General features: G+C 74.3%; 12 protein-coding genes and 1 other RNA gene. 3 read left to right on the top strand and 10 right to left on the bottom strand.

What is annotated here, in order from left to right:
* Positions 1-492: 492 nt before the first annotated feature.
* Positions 493-1,509: a LysR family transcriptional regulator gene (locus ACIQPQ_RS35680; protein ID WP_401312622.1), complete on the bottom strand. Its 1,017-nt coding sequence runs from the start codon at positions 1,507-1,509 to the stop codon at positions 493-495.
* A gap of 83 nt (positions 1,510-1,592) precedes the next feature.
* Between ACIQPQ_RS35680 and ACIQPQ_RS35675 the strand changes: the two genes are divergently transcribed.
* Positions 1,593-2,834, top strand: coding sequence for an MFS transporter (locus ACIQPQ_RS35675; protein WP_401312619.1), 1,242 nt, complete (start codon positions 1,593-1,595; stop codon positions 2,832-2,834).
* A 122-nt stretch (positions 2,835-2,956) separates the two neighbouring features.
* Here the strand turns inward: ACIQPQ_RS35675 and ssrA are convergent.
* From ssrA to ftsE, 5 genes are all read right to left on the bottom strand, one after another.
* Positions 2,957-3,361, bottom strand: a transfer-messenger RNA (tmRNA) gene (gene ssrA, locus ACIQPQ_RS35670).
* Positions 3,362-3,474: 113 nt separating this feature from the next.
* Positions 3,475-4,005 (bottom strand): SsrA-binding protein SmpB, encoded by a 531-nt coding sequence (gene smpB, locus ACIQPQ_RS35665; protein WP_383780655.1) that lies wholly within the window; start codon positions 4,003-4,005, stop codon positions 3,475-3,477.
* Positions 4,006-4,099: 94 nt separating this feature from the next.
* Entirely contained in the window at positions 4,100-5,404 is a 1,305-nt protein-coding gene (locus ACIQPQ_RS35660; RefSeq protein ID WP_401312616.1) for a S41 family peptidase, read from the bottom strand.
* A gap of 68 nt (positions 5,405-5,472) precedes the next feature.
* A complete protein-coding gene (gene ftsX / locus ACIQPQ_RS35655) occupies positions 5,473-6,390 on the bottom strand; it encodes a permease-like cell division protein FtsX (protein WP_383780611.1) in 918 nt (305 codons plus the stop codon).
* A 36-nt stretch (positions 6,391-6,426) separates the two neighbouring features.
* Complete coding sequence (ftsE, locus tag ACIQPQ_RS35650) at positions 6,427-7,116, bottom strand: cell division ATP-binding protein FtsE (protein ID WP_383780613.1); 690 nt, start codon at positions 7,114-7,116, stop codon at positions 6,427-6,429.
* 236 nt (positions 7,117-7,352) lie between these two features.
* Here ftsE and ACIQPQ_RS35645 point away from each other — a divergent pair, with 236 nt between their 5' ends.
* Positions 7,353-7,544: a hypothetical protein gene (locus ACIQPQ_RS35645; RefSeq protein ID WP_401312611.1), complete on the top strand. Its 192-nt coding sequence runs from the start codon at positions 7,353-7,355 to the stop codon at positions 7,542-7,544.
* Between the two features lie 106 nt (positions 7,545-7,650).
* On the opposite strand, the gene ACIQPQ_RS35640 is transcribed toward ACIQPQ_RS35645, so the two are convergent.
* The 4 genes from ACIQPQ_RS35640 to ACIQPQ_RS35625 form a co-directional block, all read right to left on the bottom strand.
* A complete protein-coding gene (locus ACIQPQ_RS35640) occupies positions 7,651-8,457 on the bottom strand; it encodes a hypothetical protein (RefSeq protein ID WP_401312608.1) in 807 nt (268 codons plus the stop codon).
* 295 nt (positions 8,458-8,752) lie between these two features.
* Positions 8,753-9,859: a peptide chain release factor 2 gene (prfB, locus tag ACIQPQ_RS35635; RefSeq protein ID WP_383780622.1), complete on the bottom strand. Its 1,107-nt coding sequence runs from the start codon at positions 9,857-9,859 to the stop codon at positions 8,753-8,755.
* A 187-nt stretch (positions 9,860-10,046) separates the two neighbouring features.
* On the bottom strand, positions 10,047-11,321 hold the full coding sequence (locus tag ACIQPQ_RS35630) for a serine/threonine-protein kinase (RefSeq protein ID WP_401312606.1): 1,275 nt from the start codon (positions 11,319-11,321) through the stop codon (positions 10,047-10,049).
* A gap of 153 nt (positions 11,322-11,474) precedes the next feature.
* Positions 11,475-13,181, bottom strand: a complete 1,707-nt coding sequence (locus tag ACIQPQ_RS35625) for a serine/threonine-protein kinase (protein ID WP_401312603.1) — start codon at positions 13,179-13,181, stop codon at positions 11,475-11,477.
* A 406-nt stretch (positions 13,182-13,587) separates the two neighbouring features.
* Here ACIQPQ_RS35625 and ACIQPQ_RS35620 point away from each other — a divergent pair, with 406 nt between their 5' ends.
* Complete coding sequence (locus ACIQPQ_RS35620; RefSeq protein WP_401312723.1) at positions 13,588-17,340, top strand: FHA domain-containing protein; 3,753 nt, start codon at positions 13,588-13,590, stop codon at positions 17,338-17,340.
* Positions 17,341-17,396: the final 56 nt, after the last annotated feature.

Below are 17,396 nucleotides of genomic sequence, written 5' to 3'. Positions count from 1 at the left end.
TCGGCATCGGCCTGGCCGGTCTCGCCCCAGGGGTCGCGCAGAGCGGCCCCGGAACCCCCCGTCGGACCGCCGCTCAACCGTTCGTTTTCGGAAAGGGCGTTCGAGCGCGCCGGGGTGGTGTTACGCGGGGAATCTCCCGTTAAGTCGCGTCGGCTCCCGCCGGACGGCAGCTCCGGGAAGGACACCCCGGCGCCCTCTCCGTGGCCGCCGCCGTGGCCGCCGCCAGGGGCGGCTCCCGCCGCGCCGAAGCCGCCGACGGCACCGGCGAACGCCCCGGTGGTTCCCTCCACGACCGGGACGTCCCCGGTCGGAGACGCCGCCGCGGGCCACGGGGACCCCTCCGGTTGGGCATCTTCGCGCCAATTCTTCACGTGCGTGTTTCCCCCCACGGGACACCAAGGAGCCGGATTCCAGGTAGGTCCGGGATCGTGAGCACATGCCGGTGAATCCGGGCCCCCACCCGGTCGGCGCACCCGCGCCGGCCCAGCGTGCTCAGGCCGACGAATCTAGCGCAGGGCCGCCGCCCATGTGGGTGATGTCGTATTTGTGGACAGAAGTCATGCCCATGTCGATGGCTGAAATCCATCCCTTGACGGGGCGGTCGAGCCAGGACTCGGCGAACCCGAGTTCGACCGCCGCCCGGCGCAGTGCGTCGAGGGCGGGATGGACCAGCCCCTTTCGCCAGACGAGGGAGACGGGCGAGAGCGGCACCGGATCGACGAGCGGGCGCAGCACCGTGCCCGGCATGGCCGGAAAACCTACTACCGCGAGGATCGGCCAGGGGTCCTTGGCCATGAGCCGCTGGAACTCCTCCTCCCCGACGGCGAGCGGCACGGGTGGCGCGATCTCGATGCCGCGCCCCTCGAAGAGCTGCCGGGCGAGGTCGGTCCACTCGGGGGTGCGCGGGTTCCCGGCGCCCGCGTAGACCCGTTCGCCCGCGAGGGCGGCCAGCGGCACCCGCTCCAGCGCGGCCAGCGGGTGGCTCGCGCGCAGCAGGACCGCCATCGGCTCCCAGCGCACGAGCTGGTGGTCCAACTGCCCGCGCAGCGCGGGTGCGAGGCCCGCGTACCGGCCGAAGGAGGCGTCCAGCCGTCCGGCGACGATCTCCACGGCCGCCCCGGCGAGCCCGCTCTCGTAGCGGGCCATCAGCTCCAGTTCGGGGGCGCGTTCACGGGCCCGGTGCAGGACGCGGCGGCCGGTGGCGAGGCCCGGCGAGTTGAGGTCGACCAGCAGCGGGCGGGCCGGGCCGAAGGCGGAGGCGAGGTCGTCGAGGGCGCCGAGGACGCGGCGGGCGTACGGCACCAGCCGTTCGCCGTCGGCGGTGAGCGTCACCTGCCGGGTGGTGCGCACGAACAGCTCGGCGCGCAGCTCCCGTTCGAGGCGCCGCACGTCGCGACTGAGGGCCTGCTGGGCGACGTGCAGGCGGGCGGCGGCGCGGGTGAAGTGAAGGTCCTCGGCGACGGCGAGGAAGGCGCGCAGGAGGCGCGGATCGGGGTGCGGGGCGGGCATCCGGCGAACTTACAACACAGGTGCGTGAATCCACCTCGAACAGGTGTTGGACCGCGGGGGCGGTCGCGGGCGACGGTGGCCGCATGCCTGGCCAGAACCCCTACCGCCGTCTCCTGACCGTCCCCGGCGCCCGCGCCTTCACCGCGGGGAACCTCCTGGCCCGTCTGCCGGCGGGCATGTTCGGCGTCAGCGCGGTCGTGATGATCGCCGGAACGCGCGGCTCGTACGCCCTCGCCGGTGCCGTCACCGCGACCGGCCTCGCGGCGATGGCGCTGACGGCGCCGTGGATCGCGCGGCTCGTCGACCGGTACGGGCAGGCCCGGATCGCGGTCCCCGCCACGCTGTGCGCGGCCCTCGGGTCCCTGGCGCTGGTGCTGTGCGTGCGGACGGGCGCCCCGGACTGGACCCTGTTCGCCGCGTACGCCGCCACCGCCACGACGCCGAACACCGGCGGGATGTCACGGGCCCGCTGGAACCATCTGCTGAAGGGCGACCCGGAGCGGCTGCACACGGCGAACTCCTTCGAGCAGGCCGTGGACGAGCTGTGCTTCATGGTCGGGCCGGTCCTCGCGGCTTTCCTGTGCGGCACGCTCTTCCCGGAGGCGGGCACCCTCGTCGCGACGTTCCTGCTGGTGAGCGGGGTGCTGATCTTCACGGCGCAGCGTTCGACCGAGCCGCCGCCGCACCCGCGCACGGCCGCCGCGTCCCCGCTGCGCGCGCCCGGGGTGCCGCCGTTGCTGTTCTGCTGTCTGGCGCTGGGCGCGGTGTTCGGGGCGATGGAGGTGACGACGATCGCGTTCGCCGACGCGCGCGGGCACGCCTCGGCGGCGGGGCTGGTGCTCGCGCTCCAGGCCGCCGGTTCCTGCGCGGCCGGTCTGGTCTACGGGGCGGTGCGGCCGTCGGGCCCGGCCGCGCGCCGCCATCCCCGTACGGTCGCCGCGATGACCGTGCTGCTGATGTTGCCGCTGCTCGCGGCGGGCGCGGTCGGCTCGCTGCCGCTGCTGGCGGGCGCGCTGCTGGTGGCGGGGATGGCGACGGCCCCGACCATGGTCACGACGATGGCGCTGGTGCAGGAGCGCACCCCGGTGGGGCGTCTCAACGAGGGGATGACGCTGGCGGTGACGGGGCTGCTCGGCGGGATCGCCGTGGGCAGCGCGTCCGCGGGCTGGATCGCCGAGCACGTCTCCCCCACGGCCGGGTATCTGGTGCCCCCGGCCGCCGCGGCGACGGCGCTGCTGGTCTCGGCGGCGGCCACGGCACGCGCGGCGGGGGCGGCGGCGCGGACCGGCGGGCGGGACGCGGCGGCCCTGTCGGGGGCGGACTGAACGCGGACACCCCCTGGCGGACCGTGCCCGGAACGAGGGACCGGGCGCGGAAGGACGGACCGGGCCCGGAACGCAGCGAGCCCCACCCCTCGGAAGGGGTGGGGCTCGCTGTTCACATGGGGTGGTGGAGATGGCGGGAATCGAACCCGCGTCCAACGGTGCGGAACCAGGGCTTCTCCGTGTGCAGTTCGCTGTGATTTTCTCGGCCCCGGCGATCACGCGAACAAGTCGCCGACGGGCCCAGTCACTGTTTGGTTTCCCTCTTCACCCCGTGACCGGGATCAAGGTTTAGTCCCCTAGCTGATGCCAGGATCCGGGTCGGGAACAGCCCCGGGCTGACACTCCCCTAGTAAGGGGCAGTCGCCTCGTTTACCTGAATCAGGCAGCGAGGGCGAACTGCGTCGCCTTGGGAGAATCGCTCTTAACAGTGGCGATTATTTTTTTCGGCCTGTGGTTTACGAGATCATGGCCGCTTTCTCGACACGCTTCCCCTGCCTCGACATCCGCTGTCGAAACCGATCATCCCCATGTTGATTTTTCAAACCGCGCACCCTGCGAGGGGTGCTGTCGTGCTCCGCCATCCTACGGGAACACGGCGGGCCGATGCCAACGAGTTCCCGCGCCGCCGCCTTCCGTACCGCTACGCGCCGCGCTGGCGCCGCTTCGCCGCGGCGACCGCCCGGTCGGACTCCCGGCGGTCCTGCTGCTCGCGCAGGGTCTGCCGCTTGTCGTACTCCTTCTTGCCGCGCGCGAGCGCGATCTCGGCCTTGGCGCGGCCGTCCTTGAAGTACAGGGCGAGGGGCACGATGGTGTGGCCCGTCTCCTCCGACTTCACGGCCAGCTTGTCGATCTCCTCGCGGTGCAGCAGCAGCTTGCGCTTGCGGCGCGCGGAGTGGTTGGTCCAGCTGCCCTGGCTGTACTCCGGGATGTGGGCGTTGTGCAGCCACGCCTCGCCCCGGTCGATCTGCACGAAGCCGTCGGCCAGCGAGGAGCGGCCCTGGCGCAGCGACTTGACCTCGGTGCCGGTCAGGACGAGCCCGGCCTCGTAGACGTCGATGATCGCGTAGTCGTGCCGGGCCTTCTTGTTCTGCGCGATGATCTTGCGCTGGCCCTTGGTCTTGTCCGCCGCCGGCTTGCCCTGCTTCGGCTGGGACTCCTTGGGTACGTACATTCCCTTGCTCATAGTCCGGCCATTTTCGCACCTGAGGGGGCCGGAAGGGAAAGGCGATTACGGAGGCGGGCGCGCGGGCCCCCGCCCCGGCCGCTCAGCGGGCGTCCCCGCCGGTCCCCGCGTCCCCGGAACCCTCGGACGCGCCCTCGGAGGCGTCGCCGTTCCGGGCGTCCCCGGCGGCCTCGGCACTGTCCCCGTTCCTGTCCCCGTTCTCCGTGGCCGTGGTGTCCCCGAGCCCGCTCAGCACGGTCTCGGCGCGGTCCAGGGCGCCCGCGTCGGCCGTGACGTCGGCCTCCAGGTCGGGGGTGAGTCCGGTGCCGTCGACGCTGCGGCCGGAGGGGGTGCGGTAGTGGCCGACGGTGAGTTCGGCGACCGGGCCGCCGGGCAGCCGGCTCGGCATCTGGACGGAGCCCTTGCCGAAGGTGCGGGCGCCCACGACGACCGCGCGGCCCCGGTCCTGGAGGGCGCCGGTGAGCAGTTCGGCGGCGCTCATGGTGGAGCCGTCGACGAGCGCGACGAGCGGGCGTTCGGTGTCGCCGCCGGGGTCGGCGTGCAGGGCGCGCTGCTCGCCCCCGACGTCGTACGTGGCGACGAGGCCGCCGTCGAGGAAGGCGGAGGCGGTGGAGACGGCCTCGGTGACCAGGCCGCCGGAGTTGCCGCGCAGGTCCAGCACGATCCCGGCGTCGGCGGGGGCGGCGCGGACCGCGCCGCGGACGGCGTCGCCGACGCCCTTGGTGAAGGCGTCGACGCGGATGACGGTGACCCCGTCGGCGAGGGAGCGCACGGAGACGGAGTCGGCGGTGAGGCGGGCCCGGCGCAGGGTCTCGGTCCACGCGCGCGTGCCGCGTTCCAGGCCGAGGCGGACGGTGCTCCCGGCCCCGGCGTCCGTGGCGTCGCCGCGGAGTAAGGAGACGACGTCGGTGACGGGCCGGCCGTCGACGACGTGTCCGTCGACGCTGCGCAGGCGGTCCCCGGCGCGGACGCCGGCGCGCGCGGCGGGCGAGCCCTCGCGGACCTCCGTGACCTCGATCCGGCCGTCGCGCTCACGGCGCGCCTCCAGGCCGACGCCGGTGTAGCGGCCGTCGAGGGACTCGGAGAACTCCTCGTACTCCTCGGGGGAGTAGACCGCGGCCCAGCGGTCGCCGCTGCGGCTGACGGCCCGTTCGGCGGCCTCCAGCGGGGACGTGCCGTCGGCCAGCGCCTCCTCGGCGGCCCGGCTCACCGCCTCGGGCGGGGTGACGGGCGCCGTCGCGCGCGCGGTGTCGGCGGTGTCGCCGGTGTCGTCGCCGGGGAGCGATCCGGTGGCCGCGCCCGCGACCAGCACACTGGCGAACACCAAGGTCAGGGCGGCCCCGCGGCCGAAGCGGCGGGACGTACAGAGCGGGTCACTGCCTGACATGGCGGTGAGTCTAGGGGAACGCGAAGGGGCCGTACGGTGGCTTCACCGTACGGCCCCCTTGGCATGTCTCACACCTTCAGGTACTTGCGCAGCGCGAAGAAGGCCGCCAGGGCGGGCATCAGGAGGCTGGTCGCGAGGATGAGGGGGAGCTTCGTCAACACGGCGTCCCAGCCGATGAAGTTGATCAGGTTCAGCTTCTCGGAGAGGGCCAGGCCGTTGTCGATGATGAAGTACCGGGCCAGCACCAGGAATCCGCAGGCGACGGTGCCGCCGATGAGACCGGCGACGGCGGCCTCCGCGATGAACGGGGCCTGGATGTAGAAGCCGGAGGCGCCGACCAGGCGCATGATGCCGGTCTCGCGGCGGCGGCTGAACGCCGAGACGCGGACGGTGTTCACGATCAGCATCAGCGCGACCACCAGCATCAGCGCCATCACCGCGCGCGCCGCCCAGTTCATGCCGTTGAGAAGTCCGAAGAGGTTGTCCAGGATGCCCTTCTGGTCCTGCACGGACTGCACGCCGTCCCGCCCGTCGAAGGCGGTCGCGATCACCTGGTACTTCTCCGGGTCCTTCAGCTTGATCCGGTACGACTCCTGCATCTGGTCCGGCGTGAGGGAGCTGGCGAGCGGGGAGTCGCCGAACTGCTCCTTGTAGTGCTTGTAGGCGTCGTCCTGCGACTCGTACGTCACCTGGTCGACGACGCCCATCTTGCCGAGGTCGGTCTTGATCTGCTTCTTCTGGTCGTCGGTCACCGCGCCCTTGGCGCAGTTGGGGTCCGACTCGGCGTCGCTCTTGTTGCAGAGGAAGATCGAGACGTTGACCTTGTCGTACCAGTAGCCCTTCATCGTGGTGACCTGGTCGCTCATCAGGAGCGACCCGCCGAACAGGGCGAGCGACAGGGCGACGGAGACGACGACCGCGAAGGTCATCGTCAGGTTGCGGCGGAGACCGACACCGATCTCGGAGAGTACGAACTGGGCGCGCATGGCGTCTTCTTGAGGCCTTTCCGTGGACGGTGGCGGTCAGTGCTGGTAGCCGTAGACGCCGCGCGCCTGGTCGCGGACGAGGCGGCCCTGCTCCAGCTCGATGACGCGCTTGCGCATCTGGTCCACGATGTTCTGGTCGTGCGTGGCCATCACGACGGTGGTGCCGGTCCGGTTGATCCGGTCCAGCAGCTTCATGATGCCCACGGAGGTCTGCGGGTCGAGGTTGCCGGTCGGTTCGTCGGCGATCAGCAGCTTCGGCCGGTTCACGAAGGCGCGCGCGATGGCGACGCGCTGCTGCTCACCGCCGGACAGCTCGCCGGGCCTGCGCTCCTCCTTGCCGCCGAGGCCGACCAGGTCGAGCACCTGCGGCACCGACTTGCGGATCTCGCCACGGGACTTGCCGATCACCTCCTGCGCGAAGGCGACGTTCTCGGCGACGGTCTTGTTCGGCAGCAGCCGGAAGTCCTGGAAGACGGTGCCCAACTGGCGGCGCATCTGCGGCACCTTCCAGTTGGAGAGACGGGCGAGGTCCTTGCCCAGCACGTGCACCTGGCCGTGGCTGCACCGCTCCTCGCGCAGCACGAGCCGCAGGAACGTGGACTTGCCCGAACCCGAGGAGCCCACGAGGAAGACGAACTCGCCCTTCTCCACTTCGAGGGAGACATCCCTGAGTGCGGGGCGGGTCTGCTTGGGGTAGACCTTGGAGACGTTGTCGAATCGGATCACGGATGCACCACGGGTCGCCGGGGGTAGATGTGCGTGACCATACGCGAAGCGGGGAGCCGTCCGCAGGCATCGGTTGCGGTTGCGGGCGGCTTGTGCGTTTTTGTACGGCCGCGGTCTGTGAGACAGCTCCTGCCCGGACCCCGCGCTGAATCCGGCGGAACCTGGCAGAGTGGAGGGGAACGTTTGCGTTTCCACGGGCGTTGTGTACGTGGAACCGGTGCAAGGAGGGCGAGCGCATGACGTACGACCGGCTGGTGTGCGCTAACTGCGCCGCGCCCGTGAGTGAGGGCCGGTGCCCCGTGTGCCGCGCGAACCGTGAGCGGTTGCAGCAGGAGAACCACTTCGGGGGGCTGAACCCGATGGCCCTGATCGCGCTCCTGGCGGTGCTGGTGGCGGCGCTCGCGCTGCTCGCCCACCAGACCGCCTAGCCCGCGGGGGCCGAAGGACTGACCGTACGGCGTCGAAGGGGCCCGGAGCCGATCGGCTCCGGGCCCCTTCACGCGTCCCTGGACGGGCCGGCCGGGGTGGTCGCCGTCAGGCGGCCGCGCCGCCGCGGCCCTCGACCAGACGCGGCAGCACACGGAAGCCGACGCCGCCGACGATCATGGTGGCGGCGCCGATGATCAGGAAGGTGGTCTGTCCGGCGCCGGTCTCGGCCAGCTCCTTGCCGCCGCCCTGGGCGACGGTGTCCGAGGTGTCGGTCAGCGCGGAGCTGCCGGCCTCCTGGACGGAGGTGCCGTCGGGGGTGGTGCCGGTACCGCCGGTGACCGAGCCACCACCGGTCGCGGAGCCGCCCGTGGAACCGCCCGAGGCGGAACCGCCGGTGGAGCCGCCCGAGGTGGAACCGCCGGAGGTGCCGGTGCCGCCGGTGGTGGAGCCGCCCGAGGTGGAGCCGCCGGTGCTGCTGGACCCGCCCGTGGTGCCGGTGGAGCCACCGGTGCTGTTCGAGCCGCCCGTGGTCGAGGTGTCCCCGGTCGTGGAGGTCCCGCCCGAGGTGGTCGTGTCACCCGTGGTGGAGGTGTCGCCCGTGGTGGACGTGTCACCGGTCGTGGAGGTGTCCCCGGTCGTGGACGTGTCGCCCGTGGTCGAGGTGTCGCCCGTGGTCGAGGTCTCCCCGGTGGTCTCACCCGGGTCGTCGCAGTCGGGGTCCGCCACGATGTCGCAGGGGTCCGTCGGGTCGTCGGGGCTCTTGACGTTCGCGGTCGCCGTCTCGACGAGGCCGCTCTTGCCGCCCTGGTCGCCGGTGGCCGAGGCGACGCCGGCCACGGTGAGCGAGGCACCCGCGGCGATCACGGCGCCCGCGGCGATGCGCGCGACACGCACGCGCGTCTTCTTGGTCATAAGGTTGCTACCCCCAGTAGCCGGTTCGTCGGTGAGGGCCGCGTCCGGGGCCGTGGTCAACGGGGGTGGCAGACCTGCGCCGAGCCCCCCGGTCCACATGCGCCCCGGTGCTACGCATGCCGCGCATCACCCTTCCCACTTTTCGACGAAGCGTCAAGGTCATTGCGCGCGCAATGTCCAAGTCAGCACGCTTTGCCGGGCGTTGAAGCCGCGACTGTGACAGAGAACGCGGCGGGACCCTGGCACGACAAAGGCAACCACCCCCGCACCGGGGGCAGTTGCCTTGTCGACAAACTTACTTCTCCTGCTGCTTGCGCCAGCGAATTCCGGCCTCCAGGAACCCGTCGATCTCGCCGTTGAACACGGCCTCCGGGTTGCCGACCTCGAACTCGGTCCGCAGGTCCTTCACCATCTGGTAGGGGTGCAGGACGTACGAACGCATCTGGTTGCCCCAGGAGTTGCCGCCGTCGCCCTTGAGGGCGTCCATCTTGGCCTGCTCCTCCTGGCGGCGCCGCTCCAGCAGCTTGGCCTGGAGGACGTTCATGGCGGTGGCCTTGTTCTGGATCTGCGAGCGCTCGTTCTGGCAGGAGACGACGATGCCGGTGGGGATGTGGGTGAGGCGCACCGCGGAGTCGGTGGTGTTGACGCCCTGGCCGCCGGGACCGGAGGAGCGGTAGACGTCCACGCGCAGCTCGGACTCGTCGATCTCGACGTGGTCGGTCTGCTCGACCACGGGCAGCACCTCGACCCCGGCGAAGGAGGTCTGGCGGCGGCCCTGGTTGTCGAAGGGCGAGATCCGCACCAGGCGGTGGGTGCCCTGTTCCACGGAGAGCGTGCCGTAGGCGTACGGCACCTGCACGGCGAAGGTGGTCGACTTGATGCCGGCCTCCTCCGCGTACGAGGTCTCGTAGATCTCGGTCTTGTAGCCCTTCTGCTCCGCCCACCGCAGGTACATCCGCTGAAGCTTCTCGGCGAAGTCGGCGGCGTCGACGCCACCGGCCTCGGCGCGGATGTTGACCAGCGCCTCGCGGGAGTCGTACTCGCCGCTGAGGAGGGTGCGGACCTCCATCTCGTCCAGCGCCTTCTTCACGGCGGCCAGCTCGGACTCGGCCTCGGCGCGGGTGTCGGGGTCGTCCTCCTCCTCGGCCATCTCGAAGAGGACGGAGAGGTCGTCGATCCGGCCGCGCAGGGTGTCGGCCTTCCTGACCTCGGCCTGGAGGTGGGACAGCTTGCTGGTGATCTTCTGCGCCTCGTCCGGGTTGTCCCACAGGGACGGCGCGGCCGCCTGCTCCTCGAGCACGGCGATGTCGGCCCTCAGCCTGTCGAGGTCCAGAACGGCCTCGATCGACTCCATGGTCGAGGAGAGGGACTTGAGCTCTTCGGAAACATCGACGACTGCCACCCCTCCAGCGTAACGGCTCCACCGAGCGGCCCGGTCCCGCCGGTCCCGCCGGGGGTGCAGGGGGGGTGCGGCGGGTTGTGGGGGTCCAGGGGCGAGGCGTGCCCCGGCCGGGGAACGGCCCTCCGGCGTCAGGGGGGCGCCGGAGCCAGGGTCACGGGGACAGGGTCAAGGGGTCACGGTCACGGGGTCACGGGGTCACAGGGGACGAGTTCTTCGTGTCCTGGGGTGGGGTGTCCGGGGTGTCGTCCGAGGTCGCCGCCCAGGCGCCGATGCCGACCGCCGCGGCGACCGCGACCGCGGCGGCACCGAGGGTGATCCGGCGGCGGCGGGTGACGGCGCGGTTGCGGGCCGAGCCGGGGCGGGGGGCGCCCGTCGCGCGGGGGACGCGGGCGGTGCCGTGGGCGCCGCCCGCCAGTTCGTCGGGGGCGGGCACCCGCATCGAGGTGTGGGTGTCGCGGTTGGAGTCGGGCTTGGCGCCCGGCACCAGCGGCACCGACCCCCGCCGGGCGCGCCCCGCGGCCCGGTCCGGCCCGGCGGGCTCGCCCCGGTCGCCGCGTCCGGCCGTACCGTCCGACCCGGCGTCGGCCGTCTGGCCGGACACCTCGGCGTCGGGCTCGCCGACGTCCAGCGGGGGCATCCCGGCGAGCGTCGGGAGCTGCTCCCGCAGCCGGGCGGCCACCTCGGAGGCGCGCAGCCGGGAGGCGGGCGCCTTGGCCAGGCACTGCACGACGAGCTGCCACAGCTCGTCCGGGATGCCGGGCAGCGGGGCGACCGTCTCGGTGACGTGCCGCCGCAGCACCGCGCCGGGGTGGCCGCCGCCGAACGGGGTGAACCCGGCCAGCAGCTCGTACAGGACGGTGGCGAGGGCGTAGATGTCCACCGAGGCGCGCGGCGGGAGGCCCTCGACGATCTCGGGGGCGAGGTAGTCCGGCGTACCGATGATCTTGGTGGCGCGGGTCCGCTTCGGGGTGTCGATCAGCTTGGCGACCCCGAAGTCGGTGAGCAGCGCGCGGTGGGAGCCGCCGGGGCCGAGCGGGCCCCGCATGTCGAGGAGGATGTTCTCGGGCTTGACGTCCCGGTGCACGATCCCGGCCGCGTGGGCGGCGGCGAGGCCCTCGGCGACGTCCGCGACGATCGCGACGGCCGCCTCGGGCGCGAGCCGCCGGTCGCGGTCGAGGCGGCTGCGCAGGTCGGTGCCGCGCACCAGGTCCATGACGAGGGCGAGGTCGTTGCCGTCGACGACGAGGTCGCGGACGGAGACCACGTTCGGGTGCTCCAGGCCGAGCAAGGCGGTGCGCTCCTGGACGAAGCGGCCGACCAGTTCCTCGTCCGACGCGAGGTCCTCGCGCAGGAGTTTCACGGCGACGGGTCCGTCCGGCCCGTCACCCAGCCACACCGTTCCGGCGCTGCCCCGTCCGAGGATCTGGTGGGCGGTGTACCGGCTGCCGATCTTGCGTGCCAAGGCTGCTCCTACAGACGCGTGTGGCGACAAAAGTACGCGTCCGAGAGGGCGACCTTCACCGCGGAGGCCGAAATCACCCGTCGGATGTCGACAAATCCCCGAACTCACGTTCCGGAACGCCCGGCTTCACCCCGTCGGGCTCGGCTGTCCGTCTCAGGTGCCGGAGGTGCCCGAGCCGCCGCCCAGGTCGCCGATCCAGTCGCTGATGTTCTCGATCCAGCCGCCGACCGTGCTGAACATGTCGCCGAGCTGGCTCCAGTACCCCTTGCCGGTGCCGATCCAGTCCTGGAGCGGGGTCAGTTCCCAGACCAGCCAGCTCGCCACGAACAGGATGACGAGGGTGAACAGGCAGCCCTTGAGGCAGCCGAGGCCGGGGATCTTCATCGGGTTGGCGCTGCGCGGGCGCGGCTCGCGGCGCTGCCGGGGCTCGGGCGCGGGGCGCTGCGGCGGCTGCTGGGGCTGGGGCGCGTACCGCTGGGGCTGGGGCTGCGGCGGGGCGTACTGCTGCTGCGGCTGCTGCGCGGGATACCCGTAGCCCTGCTGGGGCTGGGGCTGCTGCTGCGGGGCGGGCCGCTGCGGCGGCTGCTGGGGGCGCGCGACCTGCCGCTGGGGGCGGCGGCGCAGCGGGTCCTCGTTCGGGTCGAGGTACTGGACCTGGGTCTGCTCGTTGCGGTCGCGGGCGGCGCGCAGCTGGTTCTGCCAGGGGTGCGGTTCCTCGGGGCGCGGCCCCTGCCCGCCGTCACCGGGCTGGTGGGCGGGGACGGGCGGCAGGACGGCCGTCGGGTCGGCGGCGCCCGAGGGGCCGCCGGTGTGCGGGAGGACAGCGGTGGGGTCGGCGGCGCCGGGCGGGCCGCCGGGTCCGGCGGTGTGCGGGAGCACGCTGGTCGCGGCGTTCGGGTCGTACGCGCCGGCGGGCGCCGCCGCGGGCGCGCCGGGGACGGGCGCGGGCGCCGGGTCGGGCGCGAGGAGGTGGGTGACGCCCTCGGCGGCGGCGATCTGCATCGAGTTGGCGTGCACGCCGATGCCCTCGGCGACGACGCGCAGGGCGCGCGCGAGGTTCTCGGCGCCGGGCCGCTCGTCGGGGTTCTTGCGCAGGCAGCGCTCGATGACCGTCCACAGCGGGTCGGGCACGGTGGAGGGGCGGCGCGGTTCGGCGCTGAGGTGCTGGTGGAGGACTTCGAGGGCGGACCCGCCGCTGAACGGGGGACGGCCGGTGACCAGCTCGTACATCAGGATGCCGGCGCCGTAGATGTCGACGGCGGAGGTCTGCGGGCGGCCCTCGGCGGACTCGGGGGCGACGTACGCGGGCGTGCCGACGAACTCGCTGGTGCGGGTGAGGCCCGGCGAGTCGGCGAGGCGCGCGATGCCGAAGTCGGTGAGCAGCGGGTGCATCTGGCCGCCGCCCTGCATGAGCAGCACGTTGGCGGGCTTGAGGTCGCGGTGGACGACGCCGTCGGCGTGGCTGGCGGCGAGCGCGTCGGAGATCTGCGCGGTGAGCAGCGCGGCGGCGACCGGGGTGAAGGGCCCGTTCTCACGGAGGTAGCGGTGCAGGTCGGGGCCCTCGACGAGGTCCATGACGAGCGCGAGCAGATCGCCCTCGACGACCAGGTCACGGACCCGGACGATGTTGGGGTGGGTCAGCCGCAGCAGCACGGAGCGCTCGCGCAGGAACCGCATCACGACGTCGGGGTCGCTCGCGAGCTCCTCCTTGAGGACCTTGATCGCGACGGTCTCGCCGGGCTGGCCGGGGACGGCCGCCTCGGCGCCCGCGGTCTCTCGCTGGCGGGCTCGCCAGACGGTGCCCGTGGCGCCGCGTCCGAGCGGCTCCTCGAGCAAGTACTTGCTGCCTACCGGCCGCACGTCATGCGCTCCCTGTTGCTTGCCTGCTGATGTCCCGCCGCCTGCCCGCGAGTGTTTCCGACCCACTGTAGTGCCGTGGCCCCGGCCTCGGGCTGTCGTCGTTCCACCGGTCGTCCGGTGCGCCCTCGTGTACGGCTACGCGTCCCGTGCCGTACATGTTCGAAGGAAAGACGCTCACCTCGGTCCGTTGGTTGCCGGAGACGGGCGTGACCGATCTCAAGCGGTCGCCGGTGCGTCACCTGTCCGGCACTTTTACGGGCAGAGCCGACCAATCAAGATCACTTGTCCTCCGGCGGCGGGCGCGTTGTCGGTGACAGGTGCGAGGATGCCTGGAGTACTGGCCGACGTGCTCGTGACGGGGTGGGGCAAGTCCGCGCCCCGGGGGCAGAAGGGACCGCTGACGGCGATGCAGATCCGGCTGACCGTCGTAGACCCGCAGGGCCCCGCCGCCGAGCCGCGCGAGCGAGCCGCGAGCCGCGACGTGCTGGTGACCGCGCCCGCGGGCACCGCGCTGGCGGCGGTGGCGTCGGCCCTGGCGGCGGCCGTCACCGGGGACGGGGGCGCTGCGCCGTCCGGGGGAGCCCAGCCCGTGCTGTACGCGGGTGCCGAGCGCCTGGACGCCCACCGCTGCACCCTCGGCGAGCCGCCGCTGACCGACGGGGCCGTGCTGTTCCTCGGCGAACCGGCCGACCCCGAGCCGCATCCGGAGGTGGACGACGCCCCGGCCCGGCTGCACGTGGTGGCGGGTCCGGACGCGGGCGGCGTCCATCTGCTGCACGGCGGGCAGGTGCGGGTGGGCCGTTCCGCCGACGCCGACGTGCCGCTGGACGACCCGGACGTGTCCCGGCTGCACTGCGCGGTGACCCTCTCCCCCGACGGCCGGGTGACCGTCGCGGACCTCGGCTCCACCAACGGCACCGTCCTGGACGGCGCCCGCGTCGGCACCCGCCCGCAGCGGCTCGCCCCGGGCGCGCTGCTGCGGGTCGGCGAGTCGGCGCTGCGGCTGGTCCCGCCCGGCAATCCGGGCGTGCGGCCCGCCACGACGCCGGACGGGGAGGGGCACGTGCGGGTGGCCTGCGCCCACACCGCCCAGACGTCCCCGGCCGCCCAGACCTCCCAGACCTCCCAGACTGCCGCGCGCGCCGACTCCGGCACCTCGGCCCCCGGCGCGCCTTCGCCGTACGGGACCCCTGCGCCGTACGACGGCGGCGGTACGGCGGGAAGGGCCGCGCCGTCCGGACCGGTGGTGGGCCCCGCGCGGCCGGAGGCGCCGCGTTCGCGGCTGCGGGTCAGCGGCGCCGGTACGCCCGCCGCGCCCACCGGCCACGCCTACGGCACCGTCGACTGGACCGGCGGCGCCGCGCCTTCCGCGCACTCCGCTCCCTCGCCCGCGGACCCGGCCTCGGATCACGCCGCCGGGTCGTCGCCGTACGTCGTCCCCGGTCAGGGCGGCGCGCCCCGGATCGAGCGGCACGGCGGCGGGCCTCCCCCGGCCGTCCCGCGCGGTGGGGCCACGGAGACCCACGGCGGCCGGTCGGGGCTCGGCTCGTTCGCGGAGCAGCAGGAGGCGCGCGGTCCGCACGTACCGCCCACCGGTGACGCCGGTGCCGCACGGGACGGTGGTGTGCCGGGCGGGCCCGACCTGCCGGCGGGCGCCCGCAGACGGGGCGGCCTGTCCGCCTGGGCGCGGCGGCTGACCGGCGGACGCGGCGGACCCCAGGAGGACTCCGGCCCGGACAGCCCGGACGAGCGCGCCCCCGACCGGGCCGCGCCCCGGACCGCCGGGGAGCCGGTCCGCTCCCCCGACACCTGGCCCGACCCGGCGGCGCTGCTGCTGACCGCGCTCGGTCCCGGGCCCCGCCTGTGGGAGCGCGGGCCGGGCCACCCGGAGGCGCTCACGGTCCGGCTGGGCACGGCCGACCGTACGGCGCCCGGCGACGCGCGCCCGCTGGCGGCCGTCCCGGTGACCGCGAGCCTGCGGGAGGCGGGCGCGCTGGGCCTGGCCGGACCGCGGCCCCGGCTCGCCGGGCTGGCCCGCGCGGTGCTGGCGCAGCTCGCCGCGCTGCACTCCCCGGAGACCCTGGAGATCGTCCTGATCAGCGTGGACCGCGCGCGGTCCGAGCGGGAGCGGGTCGCGGAGTGGGCCTGGCTCGGCTGGCTGCCCCACCTGCGCCCGGGGCACGGCCAGGACTGCCGGCTGCTGCTCGCCCTCGACCGCGACCAGGCCACCGCGCGCGCCGACGAACTGCTGCGCCGCCTGGAGGACCACCTCGCGGACACGAGGGACGCGAAGGACGCGCGGGGTGGGGAGGACACCGTGGCGGCGGCCGTCCCGGCGCCCCGCGACGGCGGCGCCCCGCGCCCCGCACGGGCCCGCGCGGACGGTCACGGCGACGGGCGTACCGGCGGCTCCGCGGGGACGCTCACGGTGGTCGTCGTCGACGGCGACCCCGGCGGCGCCGACCTGCGGGCGGCGACGGCGCGCCTGGCGGCGGCCGGTCCCCGCGCGGGCATCCATGTGCTCTGTCTGGCCGAGACGGCCGCCGCCTCCCCCTCCGCCCCGGTGGCCGACGTCTACGAGGCCGCCTGCGCGGCGGCGCCCACGTTCCGCGCGTGCGGCGCGGTCGCGCTGCTCAGCGGGGACGTGGCGACCGCGCTGCGCCTGCTGCGGGTGGCCCCGGCGGACGGACCCGACACGCTCTCCCCCGGCCAGGACCGGCCGGGTCCGGTGGGGCCGGGCACGGTCGGCTCCGTGGACGCGGTGTCCGCTGCCTGGGCCGAGCGGTTCGCGCGGGCCCTGGCGCCGCTGCGGCCCGACGGCGGCGGCGACCGCGCCCCGCGCGTCTCCGCCCCGCTGCCCCCGTCGGCGCGTCTCCTCGACGAACTCGGCCTGGCGCGGGCCACCCCCACCTCGCTGATGGCCCGGTGGGCGGACGCGGCGGACGACACCGGGGCGCTCGGCGGGCGGGCGTGCGCCGTGCTGGGCGCCGGTCCGCGCGGCCCGGTCGCCGTCGACCTCGCCGCCGAGGGCCCGCACCTGCTGGTCGAGGGACCGCCCGGCAGCGGGCGTACGGAGCTGCTGCGGGCGGTCGTCGCCTCGCTGGCCGCCGCCGAACGCCCCGACCGGCTGGGCATCGTGCTGCTGGACGGCCGCGACACGGTCGGCAAGGCGGGCGGCCCCGGCGACGGCCTGCGGGTCTGCACGGACGTCCCGCACGTCACCACCCACCTCACCGCCAACGACCCCGTCCGGATGCGGGAGTTCGCCCAGTCGCTCAGCGCGGAGCTGAAGCGGCGGGCCGAACTGCTCGGACGGTCCGACTTCACGGAGTGGCACACCGGACGGACGATGTCCGGCCGGATCGGACCGCAAAGGCAGCCGGGCGGAACGGGCGGCGGGGCAGGGGCAGGGGCAGGGGCAGGGGCAGGGCACGGGAACGGCGCGGGTCATGGCTCGGGTGCGGGTTCGGGTGCGGGTGCCGGTTTGGCCGCGGGTTCCGGAGCGGGCGCCGCCGCCGGCACGGGCACCGGCCTGGGCACCGGCTCCGGCTCTGGCTCTGGCTCCGGGGACATAGAGGCTCCGCCGAGTGCGACGCTGCGGCTGCGGCCGGATGCGGCGGCCCGGCGGGCGGCGGAGGCGCCGTCGCCGCTGCCGCGGCTCGTGGTGGTGGTCGACGACCTGGACGCCCTGGTGGCCCCCGCGCTCGGCTCGCCCGGCAGGCCCGCCGCCGGGTCGGTGACGCGGGCGCTGGAGGCGGTGGCCCGCGAGGGCGAGCGGCTCGGCGTGCACCTGGTGGCGGCGACCGGCCCCGGCGGCCGGACGGCGGAGTCGGAGGCGGTCCGGCAGGCCACGCTGCGGATCACGCTGGACGCGCCCGGCTCGGGCGCCGACGAACCGGCCCCCGGTCGCGGCCGGTTGAGCGGTCCGGACGGACGGCCGACCCCGTTCCAGGGCGGCCGGGTGACGGGCCGTATCCCGCGCACGGCGACGCTGCGGCCCACCGTGGTGCCGCTGGAGTGGCAGCGCATGGGCGACCCGCCGACCCGTCGGCCGGTCCGTGAACTGGGCAACGGCCCCACCGACCTCGCCCTCCTGGCGAGCGCCCTGGAGCGGGCGGCACGGGAGGTGTCGGCGGTGGAGGTGCCCTCCCTGCTCTGAGCCGCTGCGAGCGCCGCTGCGGGCCGCGCGGAGGAGCTACACGGAGCGGCCCGCGC

It is taken from the genome of Streptomyces sp. NPDC091281, from assembly GCF_044757425.1.
Classification (GTDB): domain Bacteria; phylum Actinomycetota; class Actinomycetes; order Streptomycetales; family Streptomycetaceae; genus Streptomyces.
The sequence above is the reverse complement of the archived record's forward strand: the minus strand, read 5'-3'. Positions and strand labels throughout refer to the sequence as shown.